13 protein-coding genes are annotated in these 26,513 nt (G+C 66.5%); 6 read left to right on the top strand and 7 right to left on the bottom strand.

The features are described from left to right. Positions 1–425: 425 nt before the first annotated feature. Together ABEA24_RS01870 and ABEA24_RS01865 are read right to left on the bottom strand one after the other, a co-directional pair. Positions 426–2,477 carry an AfsR/SARP family transcriptional regulator gene (locus ABEA24_RS01870; RefSeq protein ID WP_345428657.1) on the bottom strand — a complete coding sequence of 684 codons (2,052 nt, stop codon included), beginning with the start codon at positions 2,475–2,477 and terminating at the stop codon, positions 426–428. 111 nt (positions 2,478–2,588) lie between these two features. Continuing rightward, positions 2,589–2,879 (bottom strand): hypothetical protein, encoded by a 291-nt coding sequence (locus ABEA24_RS01865; protein ID WP_345428655.1) that lies wholly within the window; start codon positions 2,877–2,879, stop codon positions 2,589–2,591. A 149-nt stretch (positions 2,880–3,028) separates the two neighbouring features. Here ABEA24_RS01865 and ABEA24_RS01860 point away from each other — a divergent pair, with 149 nt between their 5' ends. The 6 genes from ABEA24_RS01860 to ABEA24_RS01835 all read left to right on the top strand — a co-directional run bounded on the left by ABEA24_RS01860 (position 3,029) and on the right by ABEA24_RS01835 (position 13,615). Beyond that, complete coding sequence (locus ABEA24_RS01860) at positions 3,029–4,000, top strand: LysR family transcriptional regulator (protein ID WP_345428653.1); 972 nt, start codon at positions 3,029–3,031, stop codon at positions 3,998–4,000. A 1,216-nt stretch (positions 4,001–5,216) separates the two neighbouring features. Further along, on the top strand, positions 5,217–7,520 hold the full coding sequence (locus tag ABEA24_RS01855; RefSeq protein ID WP_345428651.1) for a hypothetical protein: 2,304 nt from the start codon (positions 5,217–5,219) through the stop codon (positions 7,518–7,520). Positions 7,521–7,943: 423 nt separating this feature from the next. Next, positions 7,944–8,939, top strand: coding sequence for a serine/threonine-protein kinase (locus tag ABEA24_RS01850; RefSeq protein WP_345428649.1), 996 nt, complete (start codon positions 7,944–7,946; stop codon positions 8,937–8,939). Positions 8,940–8,983: 44 nt separating this feature from the next. After that, on the top strand, positions 8,984–10,513 hold the full coding sequence (locus ABEA24_RS01845; RefSeq protein ID WP_345428647.1) for a serine/threonine-protein kinase: 1,530 nt from the start codon (positions 8,984–8,986) through the stop codon (positions 10,511–10,513). A 314-nt stretch (positions 10,514–10,827) separates the two neighbouring features. Next, a complete protein-coding gene (locus ABEA24_RS01840) occupies positions 10,828–13,095 on the top strand; it encodes a sensor histidine kinase (RefSeq protein ID WP_345428645.1) in 2,268 nt (755 codons plus the stop codon). A 139-nt stretch (positions 13,096–13,234) separates the two neighbouring features. Further along, entirely contained in the window at positions 13,235–13,615 is a 381-nt protein-coding gene (locus ABEA24_RS01835; RefSeq protein ID WP_345428644.1) for a DUF742 domain-containing protein, read from the top strand. Positions 13,616–13,741: 126 nt separating this feature from the next. Here the strand turns inward: ABEA24_RS01835 and ABEA24_RS01830 are convergent, their stop codons facing one another. The 5 genes from ABEA24_RS01830 to ABEA24_RS01810 all read right to left on the bottom strand — a co-directional run bounded on the left by ABEA24_RS01830 (position 13,742) and on the right by ABEA24_RS01810 (position 26,278). After that, complete coding sequence (locus ABEA24_RS01830) at positions 13,742–14,500, bottom strand: alpha/beta fold hydrolase (protein WP_345428643.1); 759 nt, start codon at positions 14,498–14,500, stop codon at positions 13,742–13,744. Positions 14,501–14,722: 222 nt separating this feature from the next. Continuing rightward, positions 14,723–15,031 carry a hypothetical protein gene (locus ABEA24_RS01825; RefSeq protein ID WP_345428642.1) on the bottom strand — a complete coding sequence of 103 codons (309 nt, stop codon included), beginning with the start codon at positions 15,029–15,031 and terminating at the stop codon, positions 14,723–14,725. 426 nt (positions 15,032–15,457) lie between these two features. Continuing rightward, positions 15,458–16,282 carry an alpha/beta fold hydrolase gene (locus ABEA24_RS01820; RefSeq protein WP_345428641.1) on the bottom strand — a complete coding sequence of 275 codons (825 nt, stop codon included), beginning with the start codon at positions 16,280–16,282 and terminating at the stop codon, positions 15,458–15,460. Between the two features lie 341 nt (positions 16,283–16,623). Continuing rightward, complete coding sequence (locus ABEA24_RS01815) at positions 16,624–20,382, bottom strand: toxin glutamine deamidase domain-containing protein (protein WP_345428639.1); 3,759 nt, start codon at positions 20,380–20,382, stop codon at positions 16,624–16,626. A 184-nt stretch (positions 20,383–20,566) separates the two neighbouring features. Further along, positions 20,567–26,278 carry a hypothetical protein gene (locus ABEA24_RS01810; RefSeq protein WP_345428637.1) on the bottom strand — a complete coding sequence of 1,904 codons (5,712 nt, stop codon included), beginning with the start codon at positions 26,276–26,278 and terminating at the stop codon, positions 20,567–20,569. Between the last annotated feature and the right edge of the window lie 235 nt (positions 26,279–26,513).

Genomic DNA, 26,513 nt, shown 5'->3' with positions numbered 1-26,513 from the left:
TCGCGAAGACACTCCCGGATCCGCCGAACTCACCGGTGTTAGAGAGCCTGCGGTCCGATGAGCCCCTGAACCTACGGCAGCAGCCTATGTACGAACGTGAACCTCTTTCGGCAACGCCAGGTGAAAGTCGGCTGAACAGCCCGCTGCCCTTCTACCGCAGACTACCCGCCCCAACATTTCCGCCCGATAAATTTCTGCGATCAGACCGCCGACAAGATGGGCCGCACACGGGATCAGCCAAAACAGGAGACTGGCGACAGATACTTGAATAACAGTGCCAATTCCACCCGGCAGCGAGAATACTGCTCTCACACCCTCACGGACAGCCACGAAATGCGCAGCCCCCGCACAAGTGACCACACCGCAGGTGTCCGCGCAACGGGGGAACCTCAAGACCGGCCTCCCGTACCGCGTGACCGAGTACGTCACGTTCGACGGCGAACCATGCCATCGCCTCGTTGGAGCACCCGGGCCGCTCCGGACGGACGCCGGCCACCGCGGGCGGCGGCTGGATCGGGGTCCGGTGCGATTTCAGGGCGACCTGTGCGTTGAAGCTGCTGATAGTGCTGCAGCAGACGGCTGGTGGCCTCGTCCCGATCCTGCTCGGTGTCGATCTTGGCGCAGAGTTCTCTCGCGTAGGCCTTCACAAGGACGTGGGAGGAGAACCGGCCGGCGCCGTGCTCCTGGAACAGCGCCACCTCCGACAACTCCCGCAGAAGCTCACGCGTCTTCCGCGGATCCAGCCCGGCCAGGCTGGCGTACGCGGCCACGGAGACGTCGGGGCCGAGGGCCAACGACGAGAGCCGGAAGAGCCGCGCGGCGCCGATGCTCAACCGCTGGTAGGACCAGGCGAAGGCGGTACGTGGATCGCTGACGCCGTGTCCGCCGGGAAAGGCGCCCAGCAGGCCCTCGTCATCCCTCAGCTCGGCGGCCACCGCGGCCGGCGAGAGATGCGGACGGGCGCTTATCCGGGCCGCCACGATCGCCAGGGCCAGCGGCAGCCGGCCGCATGCGGTGATGACCTCGTCGATGAGCTCGTCGCGCAACTCCGGCGGAAGCGGCGGCAGGCGCCTCTCGAGCAGTGCGTGCGCCTCCGGCATGTCGGGGACGTCGACGTGCAGCAGATGGGCGCCCTCGAACGCGGCCAGCCCGACCAGCGGTGTCCGGCTGGTCACCAGGACGACGCTTTCGGCGGAGTTGGGCAGCAACGGCCGGACCTGCGAGACGTCGCGAGCGCTGTCCAGCAGTATCAGGAGGTTCTTGCGCGCGGTCAGGCTCCGGTACATGCCCACCAGCGAGTCGAACGTGTCCGGGATCCGCTGCGCGGGCACGCCCAGGGCGTGCAGGAGAGATCTCAGGGCGTCACCGACCGGCAGCGCCTCGGTCTCGTTTCCTCGCAGGTAGAGATAGAGGTGGCCGTCCTCCATCCGCTCGGCGATCCGGCTGGCGAAATGAAGGGCGAGCGTCGACTTGCCGACCCCGCCCATACCGTCCATCGCCACGATCAACGGGCTCGTGCGCTCTCCCCGGCACCGGTTCTCGAACAGTCCGGTCAGGGTCGACAGTTCGGCCTTCCGGCCGAAGAAGTTCGGCAGCTCCGGCGGGAGCTGGGCGGGTCTGACGAGCGGAGTCAGGAACGCCGAGCCGACCGGCTCGATCCGCTCGGGATTCACTCCGCGACCGGTTCTCGGCAGCTCGGCTTTGGGACGGTTCTCCGCTGCCGCGGCGCTCTGGTTCAGCACCTGGCGGTACGCCTCCCTCAGGCTCGACCCCGGATCGATGCCGAGTTCATCGGTGAGGCGGTCGCGCACGGCCTGGAAGACGGACAACGCCTCGGCCTGCTGGCCCGCCGCGGCCAGCGTCCGCATCAAGAGGGCGTGGATCGGTTCGTTCAGCGGCCCCAGGCCGACCGCTCGTCGCAGTACGGGCAGCACCCGGGCCGGCTGATTCCGGCGCATGGCCAGCTCGGCGGCCTCCATGGCCGCCTCGAAGAGCTCGTCCTCGAGGGCCGGCCGAACCACCGACGCCGCCGTGCTCTCGGCCAGGCCGTCGCCCGGCGGCCCCTGCCACAGGCGAAGACCCTGGATGTAGTGGTCGAGCGCGTCGTCCGGCCGGTGCTCGCGCAGGCTTCTCCTCGCCATGTCGACCTGCCTCCGGAAGGCGGCCAGGTCCAGATGGTCCGGACCGGCGACGAGGCGGTAACCGTTACCGTGCCGGATCAGCCATGAGCCCTGCGCGCGAGCCGTCAGCTCCGGCTCCAGCAGGCGGCGAAGCGCGCCTACGTACTTGTGGATCACATTGACCGCGCTGGCCGGAGGGTTGTCGGCCCACAGCAGATCGATCAACTCGGCCATGCTGACCGGGCTGCCGCCGCGAGCGAGCATGAGGGCCAGCACGCAACGCTGCTGCCAGGGGCCGGCGTCCAGCTCCACATCGCCCCGCCAGATCCGCAACGGACCGAGGATCTGAATTCGCACTTCTTCCACTGATCGTCCGCCTCTTGCCGCCTTTTCAGCCCATCGATGTCACGACCCGGGTACGCCTGCCGTCGTCGCGTGCGCTGACGGCGGCGGCCGGGTGTCAGGACGTCACTCTCGCCGTCCTGAGCCGCCTCCGGTCAGTTCGAGGAGGCCGACGAGATGGATGAGCTTCGGATCCCGCGACAGGTACTCGAGCTTGCGCTCGACCATGGTGTCGATCGCTTCCGACGGGAAACCGAGCGGCTCGGCGTAGGCGTTCACCAGATCACGCATGCCCGGCCGGTCGGTGACGTGCCGGATCGTGAGCCCCTGGGGCACCGGCAGCTCCACCGCATCGGTGAGATCCGCCGCCGTGACGGGCATTCGGGTGATCTGCGGTCGGCCAGGTGATCTCGGCATCCGGCCACCATCGCCCGCTCAAAGACGCCAACGGCGTGGCGGACGGGATCGCCGACAGCACCGCGATCTCCTCCTCCCGGCGTTCGACCGTCAGTGCTCCCTCTGACCTCGGCGTTTGGATCGATATGATGCTCAGCGGGGGGTGATCCATGGACATCCGGCAGATCGAATTCTTTGTCGCGGTGGCCGAGGAGCTCAACTTCACGCGGGCCGCCGAGCTGATGTACGTCACCCAGTCGGGGCTGTCCTCTTCGATCCGCAGCCTGGAACGCGAGCTGAAGTCCCAGCTGTTCGACCGCACACCGCGAGCCGTCGTGCTCACCCAGGCCGGTCATGCCTTCCTCCCCCGCGCCCGCCGCATGCTGCACGACGCACGGGCCGCGCTGCGGGAGCTCGCGGACGACTCGGCGGAAGGAGCCCTTGGCGTCGGCTCCGAGCAGTGCCTCGGTGACCTGGTCGACCTGCCCGAGCTGATCGCGTCGTTCCACACGCGGTTCCCCGGCATCGCGCTCCGGTTCGAGCAGCTCGGTACACAGGTCGTCTTCGACCAGTTGCTCCGGGGCCAGCTGAACGCGGCGTTCCTGGCCCAGCCCGGCGCGTTCGTCGCACCGCTCTCCGGCCGGAAGCTGGACTCGTTCGAGGTGGCCCGCGAGAACTTCGAGCTCGTGCTGGCGTCCGGGCACCCGCTGGCCTCCCGTGACGAGGTGACCTGGTCGGATCTGGAAGAGCACCTCTTCGTCGACTTCGACGTGACGTGGACGGCGCGGCGGATCATCGACTCCGCCTTCGCGACGCGCCGCCTCGTACGGCGCGTCGTGTTCACCGTCAACGACATGCACATGCTCATGGAGCTGGTGCGGAAGGGGCTGGGCATCGCGCTGGTCCCCACGCCGCTCGCCGACAAGCCGGAGGCGGAGTGCCTGGTGCGACGGCCGTTCCCCGAACCGGATCTGCAATGGGTCGTGCACTTCGTCACCACGGAGGACAGCCCCCCGGCGCGGCTGCTCGCCGAAATGGTGTTCACCGCCGAGACCCTGGCTGCGACGCGGCGAGACATCGAAGCGGAGGTTCGAAAGGGGCCTCCGAAGCCTGCTCCAGCGACGCGGACCGGCTCGGCGTAGGGGGGCGCCGAGCCGGCCACGTCCCTCGGGGGAGGGGGGAGGAATAGCTGATCTGCAGCCGCGGCGTTCCCGTGTCGAGGCAGGGGGTCACGCCGGTGAGGGTCGGCGTGGGCCACGAAGACGGACGCGTGGCCCGGGTCGCCTCGCCGGTCCGCCCGGCAACGTACCGAGGACGAGCAAGGAACCACGCCCCGGAACTCCCGGGCTGCCCGTACCGCAAGTGATCACTCCTTCCGCCTTTCCAGAGGTCACGCTAGGTGGAGCCGTCCGGGAGCGTCCAACAAGATCTCGCCATGACGGTCATTCGAGATCGGTGTGGTCACTGTTCTGGCGATCGTCCTCACGTTCGAGACGGGCCGCCCATGTGCCACGGCCTCGAGCGCGGCGCTCGCATAGGCCGTAAGCGGTCGAGCATCGGCTCCGATCGTCTCGGCGCGAGTATCCGATGCAGGTAGCAGCGAATTCAGCGGGAAGTTCATCGTGCAGTCATTGGCACTGAGAGCAAAATTACCCCTTGAGGTCGGCGTGTTCAATTCGATCTTGCCCCACATGCGCGGCCGAGCGTTTGAACGGTTACCTGACGACCCGGAACGCCGGTTCGAACTCCATCCCACAGGAGGACTAAGCCGGTGCCCGACAGGCACACCGCCGATCCGAACCGCTGGCAGGTACGGCCCCAGCCGAGGGCAACACGAAGGCCAGGGACCGAAGGATTGGCGTCTAAATTCAAGTATCTGACGCGCGTATTCTTTATTGAAGCCATGGCGTCACGCCAGACTCGAAGAGTCTGTTGCAAAGAAGGTCGAGCGGACAACACTTCTTACTTGTCTATGCAGCGGCCATCCTGCAGCCATCGCATGGCTGCTCGATCTATGGGGAAGTGTTGTCCGGTACCATGCCCGGGCCACGCCGGAGTGACCGCAGCCCGTGGCACTGGCTGCTGCGTCGTAGCACGACGGCGCCCGGCGAGTTCTCCATGACCGCTCAAGGCACGGGCGTCGCGTCCACCGCGGAGACACTCGCAGCCCTTGGGACGAGGCCGGGCGCAAACCTTCGATTGTGGCGTAAGTCGGCTCGCACTGCTGGGGCCTGCGTCGAAGCGGCGCCCGGCGTCATCGACCACGAAGGCCAGTTCCACCATCTAAAACCAGGCGCCCGATCACGACCGCCGGCGCCGGCCGATGAACCCGGCGGAAGCTCAACCATCGGCCCTGGCGTGCTGCGCGCGCACCGTGGGCCCCAAGGAGCCGGTCGAGGCCATACCTGGACCACCCCCGACCGCACTTCGCCGGGCAAGCCGCATGACTTCCTCCTGCACGAGACCAACACACAGTTGCGCCAACTTGGACGAACCGGCCAGGACATCGACGGGAAGGACGTTCAAAAGGCGCTGGGAGAGCTGGAACGGGCGGGCAGAAGGCCGCCCGGCAACCCGCGGGGGCGGGCGCAATGGGTCGCGCACCACATCGCCGGCATGCCGCTCCCGGCCCTGCTAGGCGGTGCGATCGGTTTCGAGGCGGAACTCCTACCGCGCGTCACACTCCGCCCAGGGATAACCGGCGACGATTTTCAGATCATCGCAAAAGACGGCACGTTCAAGGTAGTCCTCGACAACAACGCTGCCTATAAGGCCAAGGACGGTACGTTCTACAAATCGGAAGATAACCTGCTCGGCGCCGGCAAGGAGGTGGCGGAGTGGACCCATTGGCCGATCCTGGAGATCGTCACCGCGCCGATCGCGGTACTACCCGGGGAAGAGCGTGCGCGGCGAAGTGCAGGTGCGGTCTTCGCCGCCGTCGAAAGCGCCCTGTCTCGACTGAGACACTCCCCCCAAGGCACTCCGATTGAGGAGATATTCCCTAAAGACCGGTTCACCTATACCAACGACGCCGAAGACGCTCTCCTGATGCCGGACCCCACAATAGACGGCATCAGACCAGAACTCTACATGCATTATACCGTTGGAATGCCACTCGAAAGCGGAGTGTCCTTTCTTGAGTACGTTCGGGACAACGAATGGCACCCGATAAGGAAGAGGAGGCTCTCGGACGGCATCCGGTTTTCCGGGGAAATGATATCCCTGTATCACGGCACGCGCTATGCGCCGCCCACCGCCGACCTGCTGGACGAACGAGACGTCTCCATGCTCAGGTTCTTTCTGGCAACCGTGTACACGCAGGTCACGGCAGCCTTCCCGGGTGGCCCACAGGACCCGGAGATGATCAAGAACCGTACCCCCGTCGCCCTGCGTACCAATCTCGCGGCATGGCGGGCAGCACTGCCACCGCCGGTCCAAGACTTCCTACGCGACCGCGCGGCGGAGATCCGCGCGGAGTTGCTTCGCACAGCGGGCGTCGAAAGACCGGGGCTGACCGGTGACGCCCTAAAGGTACGGCTGGACGACGAGAGCGACGCCACGATCGGTGACTACCTCGACAACGCCCTGCTTCCCGATCCTGGGCAGATCATCGACCAGTACCAGGCCCTCGGCGTACGTACCCGCTTCACCGGCCTCGACACCGCACAGGGCAAGCTTCGGACCCCCTTGGTGCTGCTCGAAATACGTTCCAGCCACCGGCGGGCCCGCACACTCAATGACGTGAAGGCCACCTTCACGGACTTCAAACAGCTGGCAACCCAGAGTTATGAGTCCGCGCGCACGATGCGGGATGCCGTACACAACGATCCACAACGGATCGAGCACCGGCGGCGGCTGGCAAGAGAGCTGAGCACCAGCACGGATCCGGCAGTGAGTGACACCCTCCGCGCACTGGAGGTGGTCGATGATGACGCGGCTCCGATACTGACCACCTCAGAAGTCCAGGCGATCCTCACGGAACTCGGCGAGTACATCCGCGATCCGGCCGCAAACGCCGAATCGCTCGCCAAAGCCCTGAGGAAGGTGGCTGACGGTATCGGGCCAGTCCACCCAGTCCCGGACACTTACGGGCCCGTCGAGGAGACGCAGCGGATTCTGTGGGGCGTGAGCGGCTGGCTCAGGCATCTGAATGACCCTGACCTGCTGAAATTCGTCAACGGCATTCTACGCACGGACCGAACCCTGGGCTGGACCGGTGACAACGTCGACGCAAACGCTGTGCATGAAGCCGGCCGGAAAGTGCTGGTGCAGAACACGCCCTTGCCAAAGAACCGCGCCGAGTGGGCGAACGCCATCGCCCACCAGATCGCCCACGGTTCCGCTCCCCCGCGGATGCGGGGCGGGAGGCCGGCTTTCCGCAAGGACGGGCAGACACCGACACACGAGGTGAATCCCGCCGGTTCTTCACGGAGCCCGCATCCCTCGACCAACTCACACGTCGTGACCGCGGACCTCGCGACATCCGGTATCGTCCCCCCGCAGCACGGCGCCGGCACCCCGACAGAACACACGGCTGGCTCCGGCCCGGGCGTCCATGACAGCTTCGTTACCGACGACAATGGCCTCACGTGGAAGTTCAGCTCCCTCAGTGACGGCCGATTCTGCGTCGAGGTCGCCGAAGTGTGCCGGAAATTCACGTAGCAGGTCCGGGCAGTCCCGCAGAGCGTCATCGGCCTCGCGCCCGTCCGAAGCGATCCCTGCCTCGTACGCCGACCATCGCAGCGTCGGCAGGTGATTCCCGTTCGGTCCCGCGTCGCTCGCGACATCCGCAAGTGGTGCTGCGTCGGTAAGGGGTTGCATGAGTTGCATGAGTTGCATCACATTAAGCACATGACGGCTCGCCTCCGCTCCCGGGGGGAACTCATTCACGCATGACATTCTCGTTCTATTTTGTGGCACCCATTCACTATGCCGCAGCCGACTCGAACCGTAAACTAGGTGCTGCGCGACGACGGGTGAATGGAGCCGTTCGCGCCGCCCAGTGATCAAGCACGTCCTTTGCCTGACGTTCGGTAAGGCGTTCCAGCTCCGCGTTGAGCTGACGATTTGGTACTTATAGGGGTCATGTCACTAGGAGAAGGTTCCACGCTGGGTGGGCGTTACCGTCTGCTATCACAGATCGGCCGCGGCGGAATGGGTACGGTATGGCACGCCCACGACGAGCTTCTTGACCGCGAGGTCGCGGCCAAGGCCATGATCTTGCCATCCGATTTCACACCGGCCGAATATGACGAGGTCAACCAGCGGACGCTCAAGGAGGCCCGGCTGGCCGGCCGGCTGTCCCATCCGGCGATCGTGAAGATCTACGACGTCGTCGAGGAGGAAGGCCGGCCGTGGATTGTCATGGAACTGATCCACGCTCCTTCGCTCAGAGACCTGATCGACGAGAACGGCCCGCTGGAGCCGCTTCTCGTCGCGAAGATCGGTCTGCAGGTCGCGAACGGACTCCTCGTCGCGCACGAAGCCGGCATTCTGCATCGCGACGTCAAGCCGGGCAACGTACTCGTCGACGAGTCGCGGTCCGTACGCGCCGTGCTCACCGACTTCGGCATCGCCCGCGCGCACAGCGACGCGACGACCCTCAATTCCGACGTTCTGACCGGCTCCGCGGCCTACATGGCACCCGAGCGTGTAGGCGGCCAACTCGCGGCCGCCGCATCCGACCTCTGGTCCCTCGGTGCCACGCTGTACGAAGCGGCCGAGGGGAGACCGGCGTTCAATAAGCCCGAGGCGGTGGCGAGTCTGGTCGCCGTACTCAACGACGACCCTGCTCCGATCGAGAAGGCCGGCCCTCTCCAACCCGTGATCGATGGCCTCCTCTGCAAGAATCCCGACGAGCGACTAACGGCTGCGGAAGTCGTGGCCATGCTCGAACAGGTCACGAATGACCCCTCCGTCACACCCGCCGAGTTGTCCGAGTTGCTTGAGTCGTCAGCACCCGTCGCGGCAGAGCCCTCCGTAAAGTCACCCAGGCGACGGCCGACTCTACGATCGGCATTGCTGGTCGCAACAGTGGTGGCCGTCATCGCCGATCTGATCATCTTCACCATCGTCCGCTGAGGCCTGGCCTCGACGCGCTGTCACATTAATTGCATCGATACATCATGTCCACCACACAATTGAGACAAGACTCGGTCTTGGCCGGACGTTACCGTTTGCTGTCGCGCGTCGGTAACGGCGGAATGGGAACCGTCTGGCGCTGTCTCGACGAGCGACTCCACCGCGAAGTCGCGGTCAAGACCGTTTACTTTCCGCCCGGCCTGACAACGGCCGAGCGTCAGGTGCTCTACGAAAGGACGCTGCGAGAGGCACGATCGGCCGCACGCCTGTCCCATCCCGGCATTGTGAACGTTTACGATGTCTTCGAAGAGGACGGTCGGCCCTGCATCGTCATGGAACTCCTCCATGCCCGCTCGCTGCACGATGTCATCAGAGCCGACGGCAGGATGTCACCGGGGCAGGTGGCCGTGATCGGCGTCAAGATGCTGGAGGCGCTCCGAGCCGCACACGCGGCCGGCATCCTGCACCGCGACGTGAAGCCACCGAACGTACTACTCACGCTCACCGAATCCGGCGACATGGCCGCGACCCCCCGCGTGGTGATCACCGATTTCGGGATCGCCGCGATCGAGGGCGAACAGGCCCTCACCCGCACCGGCACGGTCCTGGGATCTCCGAATTTCATCGCCCCGGAACGCGTCGCCGGCGAATGGGCGAGCCCCGCCTCCGACCTGTGGTCCCTCGGAGCGACGCTGTACACCGCCGTCGAGGGACGACCGCCCTACACTCGCGGCACCGCCATGGAGACGCTTCAGGCGGTCTACAGCGATGAGCCCACCCCGCCACGCCACGCCGGGCCGCTCACCCCTGTGCTGAGAGGCCTCCTGACCAAGGACGTGACGCTTCGGATGTCGGCCGAGCAGGCGGCGGAGGGACTCGCTCAAGTCATCCAGCAGGCGTCTCCTACTCCAGACACGGCCATTCCGGAAAACCCGATCGAACCGCACACGCAAAACGAGCCTACGCGGGAAGCGGCTCCGCCCACGGGAAAACCGTCGCGGACCAGAACATGGAGGACGCTGGCGTTGGCGGCGCTGACCGTACTCGCCGTGGCCGAGGTGGGCTTCGTCGTACTCCGCCCGCCCGGCGAGAAGTCCGACCATGGCAGCAACTCGACCTCCGCCGTAGCGGCTGGTTTTCGGCAGGCGAACGGCCCTGGCATGACGACGCTCGACGTACCGGCCAAATGGCGGCGAAAGGCGCTGACCTCCGCTTCCGTACGATGGACCGAGCCGAAGACCGGGGCCTATGTTCAGGTGAGCGCCACCCATTGGGACGTGCCCGACCCCGTCGAACACTGGCGAAGATTTCAGCATGAGATGATTCAGCGATCGACGTTCCCCGCCATGCGTGTTCTGCGGTGGGGCCAGCCGTTCTCCGCCCGCGGCTGGACAACGGCCGACATCGAGTTCACCTCGGCCCGGGGCCGCCACCACAGGCTGCACGGTTATGGCCGCGCCTTCACCGCGAATGGGCATCAGTACACCATCCTTGTCGTCGCCGCGGCGGCGCGCTGGAACAACCGATACGCCGCAGCGCTGACCACGGCGTTCCAAACACTCCAGCCGGCCTAACACGCCGCGTACGCCGACGACGTCAGACGCCTGTCTCCCTCTCCCTGCGTTCGACGAGCGTGGGGTCTGCGGAACGCGGGCCCACCCGGCCGTCCTCACCATCGATGACCAGCGACCCCGGCTACGCCCCTGACACACTGAGTCCATTTTGTGGCACTTGAGGCGCTTGTGTCGGTTCTCCACCAGATGGTGCAATCAGTCGCATTGGGCGATCCTGCGCTGATGTTGCGCCTGTCGTGCGCCCATACGAATCCGATAGGGCTGTCATGGCTACACACAAGCGTTCTACGCGCCGTTCGCTGCGGTTGCGGCTAGTGACGCTGCTTTTGGTGCCTCTTTCCTCACTGACGGTAATTTGGTCGTTCGGCGCCTACGTGACGACCCGAGACGCCCTCGCCAAGTACGACGCGTCGACCACGTTCGACAAGATCGCCATGCCGGGTATGCCGCTCACACTCGCGCTCCAACTGGAGCGGGGCACATCGGTGCCGTATGTCGCAACGGCTCGTTCGCAGGGGCGCTCGTCGGTCGAACGCAGCCGGGCGGGCACGGACGCGATGGTGGAGACCTTCCGTCGATCGGTGCTGTCAGCTGCTGCTCGCCGCACGTCGAGCCCCTTGACCACACAGCGGCTCGGCGAGTTGCTGAAGCAACTCGACGGGCTGCCCGACATACGCCTGCGGGTCGATGCCGGAACGGCAGACGCGCTGCGTGCGATCGATGACTACGGCGCGTTGATCGACTCGTTCATGCATCTCTACAGCGGCCTCGTGATGATCAACGATCTGAACGTCTACCGCGAAGGTCTCGCGATCGTCAATGTGAGCAAGGCCGAAGAACTCCTGGCGCGCGAGGATGCACTGGTGACCGGGGCTCTGGCCGGTAGGACCGGGAAGCTGACCGCCCCGGAGTACGCCATGTTCGTGCAGACCGCGAACAACGAACGTTATTTGTTCGATACTGGAATGGCGGATCTGAGCCCGAGCCTACGTGCCCCACTCGGCCAATTGGCCGCTTCCTCAAGCTTCGCCGACCTTCGCACACTGGAAGGCGCCGTTATCGCCGGTGGTGCGAGAGCCTCGCTGGCGCCGACGGCGCTTAGCTGGCGGGCTGCCACCGAATCGGTCATGGCGGCATTGCAGCAAGCGATCGCCCGGACCGGCGTCGCTTTGGCCAGCAAGGCCAAGCCCATCGGCGACAGAATTATGTTGCTGCTATATGTCGCAGGCGGACTTGGTCTAGTCGCCGTGGCGCTTTCTATCGCGGTCTCAGCACGGTTCGGCCGAAGCCTGGCCCGTGAGCTAACCGCCCTTCAGCGGACCGCGCTCCATCTGGCCAACGAGCGCCTCCCCAGGGTGATCAAGCACCTTAGAGAAAATAAGAGAGTAGACGTCACCGCCGAAGCGCCGCGCGTTTACATCGGCACGAGCAAAGAAGTCGCAAACGTTGCCGATGCGCTGAGCACCCTGCAACGAACCGCTATCGAGGCGGCCATCAGTGAGGCACATCTGCGGGAAAGCATCCACCAGGTCGTCCGCAACATCGCATGGCGGAATCAAACTTTGCTGCACCGCCAACTCTCCATGCTCGACGCCATGGAGTTGCGGGCAACCGAGCCGGCTGCCTTGAAAGACCTCTTCGCGCTCGACCACCTAACGACCCGTATGCGCCGCCACGCCGAGGGCTTGGTGATCTTGTCCGGCGCGCCACCAGCCCGCGGCTGGCACAACCCGGTGCCCATACGTGATGTCCTGCGGGCCGCGATCGCCGAGGTCGAGGACTATACCCGTGTCATCGTTGAGGCGGGGCCGGCCGCCGCACTGGTGGGTGAGGCTGTCGCCGACGTTACCCATATGCTGGCGGAACTTATCGAGAACGCGACTTCCTTCTCACCACCAGATACGTATGTGCGTGTGCGCGGAGAACTTGTGGCCAGCGGTTACGTGGTCGAGGTTGAGGACGGGGGCATCGGGATGAATTCCCAAGAGTTGGCCGATTCCAACGCGCGGGTGACGTCGTCTTCGGAATTTGATCTCGCCGACAGTAACCGGCTTGGGCTGTTCATCGTCGGAAGGATCGCCTCTCGTAGAGGAATCCGCGTAACACTCAGGTCATCGCCCCTCGGCGGGGTACAGGCTGTCGCCCTGATTCCATCCGACCTGATCACCCGCGATCGGGGATTCGCCGCTGAAAACGGCTTGTTCAATGAGCCAGTCGCCAAATCCGGTCGGCTCCCCGCCTCAAGCCTGGAGTCGCGTCCTCCGGTGCCTGCCGACATCTCAAAGGAGACGGCAACTCCGGCACCGCCTGACTCGGATGTGACGGCTGAACATACGTCCGCCGACGTCGGACAGATTTCGCCTCCTCTGTCCATCGACGGGCGAACTGAGAGCACGGTCCGAAAACTGCCCCGTCGGGTCCGCCAAGCAAATATGGCGCCGCAACTGCGTAAGGACCATGCCAAACATGAACCGACCGGAAAAGACCTCGCTGGCACCCGCCCTCCGACGGATATACGGTCACGCATGGAATCCTTTCAAAATGGATGGCTCCAAGGACGTGACGAGAATTTCGAAGAGTGAAACATCAAAGACGGAGGCGTGGGTACCCGAGATGGCCGCTGGGTGGCTGCCGCAGCTAGCTGGTTAGACGTGTCCGCTCGGCACCATGGCCACACCACCAGGGCCAGGAATTGAAGCACCCTTCGGGATCTGATGCTCAGTGAACCCGCCCAAACATGACCGCTGGTTCGATAGCGCCGCCGGGCCGGTCGTCCGGCCCTACGCGGTGACCCAAGGGCGGACCGAATCGCCAGGGAAATCATTCGATCTACTCGCCATCGTGGTCGGTTCTTCCGCATCAGAGGTCGATCGCGCGCGCCTGGAGGCGGAACACCTACGCCTCCTGGCACGCTGCCAATCCCCGATCACCGTCGCCGACCTGGCATCCGGCATGAATCTTCCACTGGGCGTTGTGCACGTGCTCCTCGGCGACTTGCAGGACAAAGGCATCCTGAGCGTTCACACCCCGGAGGAGCCATCACAGTATTCGCATAGCGAGGAAATACTCTCGAGGGTCCTCGCCGGACTGCATGCTCTCTGAGTGAGTGTCGAGAAGTTGATCTCATCGTATTCGAGGGGGCGTGGTGTGGCGAAGGCCGACCGGTGGTGCCGGTCGGCCTTCAGGAGCAGAGGGGTCAGGATCAGCCGTTGGGCGGTCGAGGGGACGTCAGCCGACGGCGCGGGCCGCGGCGATGATCGTGTCCGCGACGGTGCCGGGGCGGGTGAGCAGGGACAGGTGACCGGCCGGGACCTTGACCACGTGGGATCCGGCCCGGTTGGCCATGAACAGCAGCTCGGCCGGCGGGATGACGTTGTCCGCGGTGCCGACGATGGCCCACGAGGGGATCGTCTTCGAGGCGGGGGCGCCCGACGGCTCCGAGGTCGCGCTGACGGCGAGCGGCCGCTGGCCGGCGGCCAGCAGGCGTGCCTGCGCCGGCGGGACGCCGTTCGCGAAGCAGCCTTCGAAGCCCTGGTAGCTGCCGTTGGGGGCGTACTTCAGGTACGCGTCCACGTCGCCCTTCGGACCGCCGGGGTAAGGGACCAGGTTGAGGAACGTGCTGGGAGCGGCGGTCACACACGATCCGGGCTGGGCCGAGTTGAGCTGGGACACCGTCTCGCCCTTGGCGGGGATGTAGGCGTCGTCGTACACGAGCGCCTTGACGTTGTGGCTGAGGGTGGCGGCGTTGGTGATGACGAACCCGCCGTAGGAGTGGCCGACCAGGACGACCGGGCCGGGGATCGTGTTCACGAAGTCGGCGATGGTCTGCGCGTCCGACTGGACGCCGCGGAGGGGGTTCGGGGGAGCGTAGACCGTGTAACCCGCGTTCTGAAGGCGGCTCATGACGGGGTTCCAGCTCGACGCGTCGGCCCAGGCGCCGTGCACGAGCACGATCGCCGGCTTGGCCTGCGTCGCTTCAGCGCGCACAGCGTGAGCCGATGCCGGCGCCGAAACGGCCGGAAGGGCCGCGGCCGTGCCTGCGGCGAGGAGACCGGCGACAGCGACCGCGGTGCCGACGGCACGGCGACGAAGACGGAGAGACATGGTGACTCCATGTTCTGCGGGGTGGAGGGTGAGAAGAAGACGGAACTGCCTTCGCATGGGGCGCCACCCGGCGTGTGGACACGGACAGCGCCCCAGATCGCCGGGTCAGCCGGTGACGGTGCGCACTGCCTCGCGGATGAGGTCGGCGACCCGCATCGGCTGGGACAGCATCACCAGGTGCGAGGAGGCGGCCTCGACCGTGGTCATGCCCGCCCGCTGGTAGCCGAAACGCTCGACCGAGCGCCCGACCGGCACCACCGGTCCCGGGATCTGCCGGACCACGGGGGCGATGTAGGCGGAGTCGCCCACCAGGCTGCGATTAGGCATCGCGGGCACGACCACGGACAGGCCGTCGGCGAGGAGTTCGGGGATGACCCGGGCGAAGCTGGAGGCGTCGGCGAAGGCGCCATGCACCAGGACGACCGTGGGGGTCTGTTTTTCGGGCTCGCCGCGGCGTTCGCGGCGGCGAGCCCAGGAACTTGGCTTCAGGCCTGGTGCAGCGACTACGTGACGCTAGTGCACGAGCGGTGTACGCAGGGCGACGTGGCCGGTTGCCGGATGTGCCATCGCCGTCTCGAGACCCGCGCCGACAGCGACAGCCGCCGCAACGCCCAGCGCAAGCGCGATCAGTTTCCTTCGCACTGTCTTGCTCCTTCGTAGATGTTCGCCGCCGACCGAACGTCGGCGGCGAGGCGAGTATGAGACGTACGACTGGAGAGCAAGTGCAGGGATTCTTGACGCCACATTGGGCCGGCGATTCATCAGCGAGCTCTCATACAACCAGCCGCCTGGCCTGAGCCCGGGTGCGGCGAGCTCAGGCGAGTACGGCCTCACGGTTGGTCAGGAGCGGATGAAGGCCAGCAGGTCGGCGTTGATCGTGTCGGCCTGAGTGGTCGGCATACCGTGCGGGAAGCCCGCGTACGTCTTCAGCGTGCCGTTCTGCACCAGCTCGGCCGTTCGCGGCGCCGTAATGGCGTAGGGAACGATCTGGTCGTCGTCGCCGTGCATCACCAGGACCGGCACACTGATCTTCTTGAGGTCCTCGGTGTAGTCCTCCTCGGCGAACGCGAAGACGCAGTCGTAGTGGGCCTTCGCAGCACCCGTCATGCCCTGGCGCCACCAGTTCTCGATGACCGCCTCGGACGGCTCGACGCCCGGCCGGTTGAAACCGTAGAACGGGCCGGACGCCACGTCCCGGAAGAACTCCGAGCGGTTGGCGGCCAGCCCGGCCTGCAGGCCGTCGAAGACGCTCTGAGGCTGCCCGTCCGGGTTGGCCGCCGTCTGCTGCATGGACGGCGTCACGGCGCTGATCAGCGCCACCTTCGCCACCCGGCTCTCGCCGTGACGGCCGATGTAGCGTGCCACCTCGCCGCCGCCGGCGGAGTGCCCGACGTGGACGGCGTCCCGCAGATCGAGGTGCTCGGTCAAGGCCGCCAGGTCGTCGGCGTAGTGGTCCATGTCGTGACCGTCGCCGACCTGTGCCGACCGGCCGTGCCCGCGCCGGTCGTGGGCGATCACCCGATAACCATGGTGGAGGAAGAAGAGCATCTGGGTGTCCCAGTCATCGGACGACAGCGGCCACCCGTGACTGAAGACGATCGGTTGACCGGAGCCCCAGTCCTTGTAGAAGATTTCCGTACCGTCTGTAGTCGTAATCGTGGCCATTCTTGACCTTGCTTTCTGTCGGTGGAAAACACACATGCCATGGGCGTGAGCCCGGCGATGGAAGTCGACTCACGCCGAGTCCGCGATCCACGATGCTTTCGTATTCACGCGACACTAACTAAAGCTAGGGTGATCCACTTTATGACGAGTGGACACTCTGTGAATTCCGCATCGGCACAGAGGTCCGAACGCTTCGGTGGGATCCCAGCCGTCGTCCGGGTCGGGCACCTGCCCGATGGCGGCGATAGGAGCGCGTGATGTGACGGTGGCGCTTGGTGACGACCGCTCCGTCCGACGACTGGTGGGAGGAGTGTCGATGGGCCAGACGGCGAAGTTCGGGCCTAGCTGATCGGCGACGGCGTTCCGTGGGAGGGGGTCGGACCTCCGAAGCGCGTGCGGCTTCGCTTGCCGGTCTCGCCGATCGAGGTGACCTCGACGCAGTACTTCTCGCCGTTTTTGTCGGCCACGCTCTGGCTGCTCTTCGTCCACCGCAGCGCCGCGAGCCCGGGGCCGGCGGTCCCCTCAGCCTTGCCGCTGGGGTGGTACATCATGAGCCCGACCTCGACGGCGTTGGCCGGCAGCGCCGCCAGGCCGCCGATCTGGCCGTCGAGGAACACCACGCCGACGTCGGTGTGGATGACGTTGAAGAGGTGCGGGTCACCCTGGCGAGCGCCGATGAAGACCACGCCACGGCTGCCAGGCTCACCGGCGATGCGGGTGATGATGTCGTCGTAGCCGTCGACCTCCACCCAGCGGCCCCCGTACCGGTCCTGGAGCAGGTCCAGCCCGTACCAGCCGCCGGTGCCGGAAGGCGGCACCCGTACCTGCGCGTCCCCGTTGAGCATGTAGTCGACGGCTACGACCGCCTGGTTGCAGTTCATCGTGTTGCCGGTGGGGTTCAGTGCGTGCAGCACCGGATAGCGCTCCGCGACGAACCTGGCCAGCTCGGCCGCCACCGCCCCCTCCTCAAGGGCGGAGACGCTCTGGTTGATCGACGGCTGCGTCGTGACCCCCGGGACCGGACGGTTGATCCCGGCCCATGGGCCGTCACCACGTCTGGGCATCACCACGTCTGTGTTCCGCGGAAGCCGCAACCGGGCGACCACCCAAGACCGGTCACCATCACCGGCGATGGACGGGGGAACCGGCAACGACCGGCCTCCCCTCATCGGCGTCGGCCGGGATGGAACAGGCTGGAACGAAACCCGCCCCATCGGCACCCCGCGTCGGATGCCGTAAGTTCGAATACCGTCGCCGGCGCTCGCACTCCGGTATACCCCGGAACGACCGGGGCCGGCCTGCTGCGAACGGCCACCGTGCCGATACGCGCTCGTGGGCACCGGCACCGGCACCGGCACCGGCACGACCGACACCCACACGGGACGCCCGGCACCATGTCGTGGTGCGGACGTATCGAGCGACCGCGCCCGCGTCTGGACCGCGACCACCGCCGGGTCCATCCCGCGCATCGAAAGCTCTCTGTAGATCAGCAGCCGCAGGTCACCGGCCACGATCTCCCCCGCGGGGACGCTACGGACGATGCGGAACAGCCGGCGGAACAGCCCGTGGGAAGCCACGCCGCCATCAGGGCTCTCCACGCGCACGACGAGCGCCGGGCGCAGACGCGGCCCTCTCCTTGCCTGATCGACGACGTGCGCCGCAAACCGATCCAGGTCGGCACGCTGACCGGGCAGGAGGCGGCTCTGCCTGTCGGCGAACACCACCAGCAGATGGTCCATCTCCCGGCGCCACAGTTCGTCGATGATCCCGTCAGCTCGGTACATGAGTGTGCGATTTCCCGGCCCTACGGTTAGAGCGGCCGTCGACCTGAGAGCCTCGAGCGCGGCTCTCAGCGGCCCCACCTGCCAATCACCGAACCGGGAGAACGAATGAAGGGCTACCACCGTGTCGGCGATGACGTTGCTGGTCACCGCGCCTCGGGTTAGCGGAGTACGGAGCGACTCGGCCGGTCCCTCGACGACCGCCTCCAGGAGTTCGCGAACCTGTGACACCAGGCCGCCGTCCCTCGGCAGACCGCTCAGATGGCCCACTGCGGCATTCAACGCCTCGGTGAATTTTTGGCCTTCCGGGTTTTGTTCGTTCAGGGCAAGCTTTTCCCTGTTTCCATAAGCCAGCTGCGCGAAGCCCGCGACGGCCCGGTACTTTTCTTCGACCTCATCGATGGAGAACCACCGCTTACCAAGGTTACGCCACTCCACGACAATGAGGGGATGCGTGAGTCGGCCGTCGTTCGTGTCGGCGCTGTCGAAGTTCGTCCGGACGTTCATGGCGTCCGCTTGGTCGACGTGGACTCGTCGCCGGTGCCTCGGCTGCAACATGTTGTTGACGTAGTCGTCCAGGGTCAATTCGTCCTGGTACTGCAACGGATATTTAAAGATGTCGAGGGCGGGAAGATTCTGCCGAATGCGCTGTTCTTTGTGGCGCCGAATATCTTGAGCGAAGTCATATTCGATATATTCTCGCAGTCGCGTTTTGATGGGGCGGGCATTCTTGTAGATATATTCTCGCGCTGCAACGGGAAGCGCTTGCAGGACGCCCGAGAATGAGGTGCGCAATGTCGCATGAACATTGTTCTTCGCTCGGCCGTCGGGATTTATTAGGTAGGTGTGGACTTCAGCGTAGGCGTGTGAGGCCAAGAGCTCCATGGCCGAGGCGAACAGACTGACTGCCGGCGTATAGTCCAGCGCCACCACCGCATACCCGTCCACCGAGGTGTCGCTCTTGATCCGAAATTGTATGAAGTCGCGGGTGACGGACGCAGCGAATCCCAGGCTCGATGCCAGGTATCTCTGCATGAAGGGAAAGCCACCGTTATGGCGCGCAGCGAATCGCTGAAAAGCCGGGATGCTTTCCCCGGGTAGGCCTACCGATATCTGCGGGGTGCCCCACTGTGTGCCCCAGGGGCCAGGCACAATGGAGAGTTGAGCTGACGCCCGAAAGAATCGCCGCCCGGGCGCGGGTGGGAACAGGTCCAGCAGAGAGGTCCCTCGCCGGCCGGGCCCGGCGACACCACCGTGGGGCCGCGCCGTGCGTAGGATCCGCAGAACCTCCCGGATGCTCCGGTAACCCTGCTCGAGTGAGGGCCGGTTGGACTCCTCCGGCAGGATGACGCCGACAGGGGGTTTGTTCACTATCTCAATGACCTTGACCGCCCGCGTGGTCACCCGTCCCACGCGGGCGGCGGCCGCCGCTTCTCGCGAAGGGAAGTAGCGTCCGCCGGCGACCACCACTTCCCAGGTATCGGTTATCAGCTTGATCCCCAGATTGTCGTCCTCCATGAGGACGGTTTCGTGGTCGAGCGGCACGCCGTTGTGACCATGCACGATGAAGCCGACTTCCAGTTCCACGCCCATGGCCTTGTACTTCAGGTCACGCGACGGGTCTACCACCGCGTCCACGGTTCTCGCCACGGAGACCAGGTCTTCGGCCAGGGGCACCGCGCGGCCCGACGAGTCGACGACGATGACTCGCGTCCCGATCGAGGGCGCCATCGGCTGCCCGGTGACCGGGTTGATCCAGCCCTGCACTATTGCCGGGCTGACCCGTCCGCCCTCGGTCTCCTGGGTCTCGATCCGAAAGACTGTTCCGTCCTCATTGCGTAGGACGAAGCCGTGTCGGTTCTGGTCACCTGGTGGTGAGGTGAGAACGAACGCGGCCGCCCCGTGGCCGAGCTCTTCCAGCCGCCGTATCACGATCTCGAGCGAGCTCCCCACCGGCTGCCAGACGCCACCCACGGCCGAGGCCAGGGCGTCTTGGTGCCGGCCGGTGCCCAGCGCGGAATCATCGCGCGTGACCCGAGGTGATTTGTAGAAGTCGGCGCGCACAGACTCCATGCGGATGACACAGTCGACGGAATTTCCCTCGAACGGCGGGAGGACCTTCTTCAGCCGTTCATTCAGCCTCGTCGCCGTATCGCTACGGCCCGCGCCCGCCACGGTGAGGCTGAACCGGCCATCAGCGTGACGAATGGCGGCCGAGGCCTGGACACACGCGTTGTTCCCCGTCGCAGTGCAATAACGTGACGTGCGCCAAGCGGCGACTCCACCATTGACGTCCCGGCCCAGCGAGATGATCGACACGGTTGGCCTTCCCGGTGACCAGCGCAGACGGGCGACGCTTCCGACCTTCCGGGGCACCGTACACTTTTGGGCTCATCGAGTGACTGGCGCGTCACTGTAGCGGATCTCTCCGCTGGCGTCTGTGACACCCCGGTGGCCACCCCTTCGATGGGGCGTCGTCGGGGAACAGCGCCCAAGGCTCCGGTCACCGGCCCACCGCCGGCACGAGGACGACGACGGCGACCGAAACGCACGCCTCCGGTTCGTTCGGGCGCCGCGGCCGGCTGTGCGTGCTCTTCTGCCAGTCGAGAGGTTCGGACCCGGCGGCCTCGGCGATGACCTGCCCTGGCCGGTCCACGAACGGTGCCTCATCCGTACCGGTGGTGATGCGGGACTCGGAGGGAGTGGTGCCTGCGGCGCTCTCGGTCTTCTCGGTGAGGGTCGGCGGGGTTTCGGTGGTACGGAGCAGCAAGTCTCCGACGACCCATCGGGTGCCGGAGGGGCCGCGTACCTCCAGTACGGCGACGGCGCGGATACGGTGGCCGGTGTGTCCGGAGCCGTCGGCGCCTTCCTTCGGGGTGCCGATGCGCAACAGTTCGCGGCGCTGGCTGGAGAAGTTGGAGATCTGGCCGAAATTCTCAGTGCCGCCGAGGAGGGGGATGGACGGGCCGCCGCGGTCGGTCCCGTCGGATTTCAGCGGCGAACCACCGAAGGTCAGCGAGAAGGCGGTTGACTTGTCCGTCCGGTTGATGAACCCGTCCGTGGACAGCTCGACGCGGTCGATGGCGACGTCTTTGCTGGTGGTCTCCTGACGGGGGGAGTACAAGGTGACTTTGATCGAGGTGCCTTTGCCACCGCGACGCCCGAGGATGGGGGCGGTGGCGGCGGGCTCGAGCAGGGTCAGCCGGTTGCTGGCGACGAGTTGGTTGAGCCGCAGGAACATACCCTCGGCAGACTGAGAGGTCTGTGGGGCCAAATCCTGTTCCAGCGACGGGTCCACGTTCCGTAGTGCCTGGCCCAACTGCCGTATCCCGCCGAAGTCGTAGATCTGGAACGGCCGTGAGGGGACCCACCGCGGGCCGGAGAGCAACCCGCGCGCATCGGCGGGGACCTCGTCCGGGCCGATCTGTATGACGTATCCGCCCGGTGTGGATCCGGGGGTGACGGTCGGGTCGAAGGCATACAGGCCGGGCTGGACCGATGCCGCGCGGTAGCCGCCGTCATCCGGCGCCTCATCGGCGTCGAACCGCAGACTCACCGACGCCGGCTGCCAGCCGGTCGCCTGACTGACGGGACGTGGAAGGTGCTGGAGTACCGGGTCGAGCAGGTCGAGGATGCGCGTGGCCCGCCCGGCCCATACGAGACCACTGAGCCCGGCGCCGACCAGGCGCACCAGCAGTGCCTCGTCCAGCGGGCGGGAGCTGACGGTCCACGCGTAGGCGTACGGCACCCCGTTGAACTCGACGCTGTTGACGGTACGTTTCCAGGTCCGCAACTCGCGGGCGGAGGTCTGGACGTCGGTCGTGGTGCGGTTACCGGACAGGCGCAGGGTCGGCCGACTCTGGTTGCCCCTGACCTGGCCCAGCGGCGCGAAGTCCATCTCGTGACTGGTGGTCCGGGTGGTGCTCACCCCGGTCGCGCCGGGCACCTTGAGCGCCGCGCCGTCACCGTTGGAGCGACCGAAGACGTTGTCCACACCGGAGTTCGGATCCACCATCCGGCCGCGTATCCCCGCCAGGTCGATGCCCGGCGCGGGCCGGGCGGTGAACGCCACCTCCACCAGCCGGGGCCCGAGCCAGGAGCGGTGGATGAAGTGGAAGGCGGTGTGGCCGTTCGGTCCAGCGTTGGGCAGGGTCCGCAGACCCAGCGTGGAGGTGTGCTCGTTGATCCGCGTCAGCACATTGCGCAGATAGGTGGCGTGACCGGGCCGGGTCACTCCCGGAGCCTGCTCCTCCACCGCGGCGATCACGGCGTTGTGGAGGGCGTTTCTGCCGCCTTGCAGGTGGACTTCGGTAACCGCGCCCGCACCCATGGCGCCGCCGCCGTCGATGTACCACGGGGGCAGCATCCGGTTCCGCGGCCGGCCTTCGGACAGCGGGGGGAAGTCGCCTATGGCCAGCAGTTCGGGATGGTTGCGCAGATCGTTGTCGACGAGTAGGAATTCCAGCCCGTCGGGGGCCTCCACCATGCGGGTGCGTTCCAGGCTGGGGCCGGGACGCAGCGTGCCGGTGAGGATGTTGCTCAACCCCCGGCGGACGGTGACGGCGTAGACCACCTTCGCGGTGAACCGGTGGGCCAGCGTGGTGTCTTCGGTCGTCACCCGGAACGCGCCGGTGTTGTCGTTCACCACCGAGCTGTCGGTCGTGGAGGAACCGAACTGATACGTGCCCGCCGGGTTGAAGGACCGGTGCGCGGTGCCGTACTGACCGGCCACCGACCCCGCGACGTGATGCCCCGCGGTGCGGGAGTCGGTGGTCATGGAGAAGTTGGTGGACTGCAGCCACCGCTCGCTGTCCAGCTTCGGCGGCTGCGGCAGCAACCGGACGTCGGTGATGTACCCCGTCACCTCGACCGTGACGTCGGTCCCCGCGACCGCACCGGCCGTGCCGCCGCCCTCGACCACGTAGGAGTCACGGAAGATACGCAGCGCATTCGCCGTCAGGTGCTGGGGGGACAGCGCGTTCTGGTGTACCTGCTCGGTCGCCGACTCCCCGTTCGCGGCCGGCTCCCCCACCGCGACCTGCCGCACGAACCGCCACGCGGCCACCGCCCCGGTCCACTTCGCCGTTTCCCAGGCGGCGGTCTTGGCCACGGACGTGGCCGCGTCGGTGAGGGCCTTGGCCCACGAAGACGCGGCCGGGGCCTCGGCCGCGCGTGCGGTCGTATCCGCAGGTACGTGATGCGTCGGCAGGATCGGGCCGTGCCCCAGACGGTCCGGACCGACCTGCGCCTCCAGATCGAGCTCCGCGTCGTTCGGCGGCCAGGCGCCGGGCATCGGCGGGGGCACGGTCTGTTGCGCGGCGCGCTCCAGCTCGGCCGCTTCCTGCTCCAGGTCGTTGAAGATGTTGTGGACGGTTTCCTTCAGCGCCTTGCTGCCCTCGACCCGTTCCAGCACGGCCGTGTCCGGCAGCCGCAGCACTCCGTCGTGGTAGGTGTGGCCGTCCCCGGGCAATGCCAGCCGAGCGATGTCTTCGTCCGTCTGGTCGCGGACGGTCACCGGCCGCGGGGCTGGGGCGGCGAGCGGCGCGCTCAGCGTACGGAACGTCGGGACCGCCAGCCGCACCGAGCCGCTGGCCTCCGCCGGCTCGGGGGCCGGTCCGTGGCTGAAGGAGAACTCCATCCGATAGGTGACCGGGACCAGGAACAACTGGCTTCCGTCCTCGGTGGGACTCAGCAGGTAGTACTCATGTCCGGTGCCGGAGCTCGACCCGTTCACCTTCGCCGTCTGCCGGTTGTAGGTGTACTCGCCCGTGATCCGGTTCAGCCGCTGAGTGACCTGCTTGCTCTTGAGCGGGTTGGTGACCGAGCCGGTGACGCTGGCGTTCCACGCGAACGGCGCGGATCTGAACTGCTCGTCCCCGCCGATGGTGGAGCCGGTGTAGTTCAGCGTCTGCACATCAGGCAAGGTCCAGTAGTGCTCCACCTCGGCGTCCTGCCCGGTGTACCTGCGCTCGGCTGTCAGCTTCACCGTCGCTCGCCACACACCCGTTGTCGTGGGCAGCTCGAAGGTGATGCCGGCACCGCCTTGGATCATCTCCTCCAGCTCCGAGCGCAGCCCCAACCGCGACCGCGCCTGGTCCAGTTTGCGCATGTTGTTCAGTCGGCTGGCCCGGACGGACTTTTGGGTGACCGTGTCCAGCGCCGCTGCCACAGTGGACTGCGACGGCAGGAAACCGTGCTCACCAAGCCATTGCTCCGCCTGATCGAACAGCGGCTTTACGTCGCTGACCTGCAAAGGCGTTGTGGACACCCCGAGCGAGTGCAGATGCGCCAGATGCGCCGGCAGGTACCGGGGCTGCGTGGGCGCATGCCCGAGGGTCGCCAGCGACGGCACCTTCATGGTCACCGGGTACCGTTTCCCGGCATCGGCCAGCGGCGTACCCGCCACCGGATGCGCCTCCGTACCAGCCGGACGCACCAGAGTGACCCGTACCCTCGCCTGCGGCGCCACCTGGAACAACGGCTTGGCCGCCCGTAGCGAGCGCACCACCCGCGCGCTGCCACCCGAACTCAACGTGTGGGCGAACGTGTGGTTCACGCCGGCCTGGACGGTCAGGGTGCCGCCGATACCGTCCACCCCGGTCTTCGGGTCCTCGTCGCCTCCCAGCACGAACGACAACCCCGGAATCGGCAGGTTCACCCCCAGGGAATTGGTCACCGACGAACTGCCCTGCATCCGCAGCGACCGCAGGACATACGTCTCCACCACCGCGTTCTGCGTCGTCGGCCCCGTGATCCGGTCACCCCCGTCGAGGTCGAGGCCGATCTTCAGATACCCGACCACGGCCCCGGACTTCGCGTACAAGGTGGGCGACGGCACCGACCCGCCCCATGCCGACGGCAGGTTGGCCCGGAGGTTGCCCTCGCTGAAGAACTCCCTCAGCTCCTCCCGCGACCAGTCGGACAAGTTGCCCAGATGACCGGAGAACGAGGCCATGACGTCGGCGAACAACCGGTCGTGCTCGGGGATGTTCACCGGACCGTACAGCGGTACCTCGTCCAGCAGCCGCCCGACCGGCGCCGGCACGGTCGCCGGATCGTTCGGATCCTGGAGAGCCGGCACCGCTTGCGACAGGTGCTTGGGGAACCACACCACCAGTTTGTCGGGAGCCGGCCCCTCCCCCACCGCCTGCCAGCCGTCGACTGGCACCCGGCCTGAGAAGAGCTCCGATGTCGCGTCTCCCGGCCGCAACTCCCATTTCATCTCGTACTCGTAGGGGAAGGTACGCTCCCGGACGCGCAGGATGACCATGGGCTGGATGGTCGAACCCGTCGTGACCACGCTGGTGGCCTGGTTGTAGACCATGTTGAGCTGCGGGCTGACCGCCACCTGGTGCAGCTTGCCGCGGTCGGTCTCGAAGTAGTGGGTATAGGCGGCAGAGCCCGGCCGCACGCTGCCCTTTGCCGCGGTGTCGTCCGTCTCACCGATACCGAAAGCCCAGCGCTGCACCGTCACGGGCGGACCGCCGTCGGGCATCAACGGCATCCCCGGATCCGCCTTGCCCACCAACGTCGCCGACAACCGCAGCGAGACCGGATACCACCGCCCCTTGTACTTCACCCGCAACGGCAACCCCGACGTGCTGAACAGCCGAGTCCACTCCGCGGTCAGCAGACGGCTCGTCAGCACACGCTCCACATCGGCATGAAACTGCGCATCCGGCTCGGTGTTGCCCTCCACCACCCGGAACACCTGCCGCCGAAGCCACTCAACCGTCCCCTGCGGCACCGGAGCGATGTGCGCCAGATCCACCGCACCGTTCAGTCCCGTCCCGAAATCCCGGACCGGGCCGCTCGCCGCGCCGGCCTCCTCCTGTTCGCGCACCAAAGCATTGAAGTCCGCCAAACCCTCCAGCGCACCGTCGTGCAACCCGGTCGGACCAGGAGCGGGCACCGGCGCGCCGCTGAAGGCGGGCTGCACGGGCTCTCCGCCCCGCGTGCCGGTCGGACCCGCGTCGCCGACGCCGCGGTGCACGGCGTCCAGATCGGCCAGCGGCACCACCGGACCGCTCTGACGTTTTTCGGTTCCAGTGCGCCGCCTGGAACGCCGCGCGGTGACCGCCGGGGCGGACGTCCGGGCCCAGGCGGGCCGTCCGGCCGCCTGTGATGCGGCGACGACGGATCGTGGATCAGCCACGGTCACGGGCCGTGTGCGGCTCGGCGTGGCCGGTGCGACGGCCGGGTCGATGATGAACACGCCGCCGATCAGATGACCGGAGGCGGCTTGAACGCACGCGTGAGGGACGGCCGCAGCGCTCCATATGGACATCCGCCATCCGGCCGCCTGCCTGTACCGACGATCGACGGGGCTGACCATGGCCACGCTTCCCTATGACGACTTCTCCGTGGCGGCCTTCCCAACGCATGAGGACTCCGCTCAGAGCTGGGATCATATTCTCGCGCGACCGAAACTTGTGTTACGGATCTGATAA

The organism is Actinoallomurus vinaceus (genome assembly GCF_039542055.1).
GTDB lineage: Bacteria > Actinomycetota > Actinomycetes > Streptosporangiales > Streptosporangiaceae > Actinoallomurus > Actinoallomurus vinaceus.
Note: the sequence above shows the minus strand (reverse complement) of the source record. Positions and strands in the feature narration are given on the sequence as shown.

Bases quoted from the DNA above. Each gene is read 5' to 3' on its own strand.
- ABEA24_RS01865 (WP_345428655.1), bottom strand. From the start codon at position 2,879: ATGCCGAGATCACCTGGCCGACCGCAGATCACCCGAATGCCCGTCACG.
- ABEA24_RS01860 (WP_345428653.1), top strand. From the start codon at position 3,029: ATGGACATCCGGCAGATCGAATTCTTTGTCGCGGTGGCCGAGGAGCTC.
- ABEA24_RS01850 (WP_345428649.1), top strand. From the start codon at position 7,944: ATGTCACTAGGAGAAGGTTCCACGCTGGGTGGGCGTTACCGTCTGCTA.
- ABEA24_RS01845 (WP_345428647.1), top strand. From the start codon at position 8,984: ATGTCCACCACACAATTGAGACAAGACTCGGTCTTGGCCGGACGTTAC.
- ABEA24_RS01820 (WP_345428641.1), bottom strand. From the start codon at position 16,282: ATGGCCACGATTACGACTACAGACGGTACGGAAATCTTCTACAAGGAC.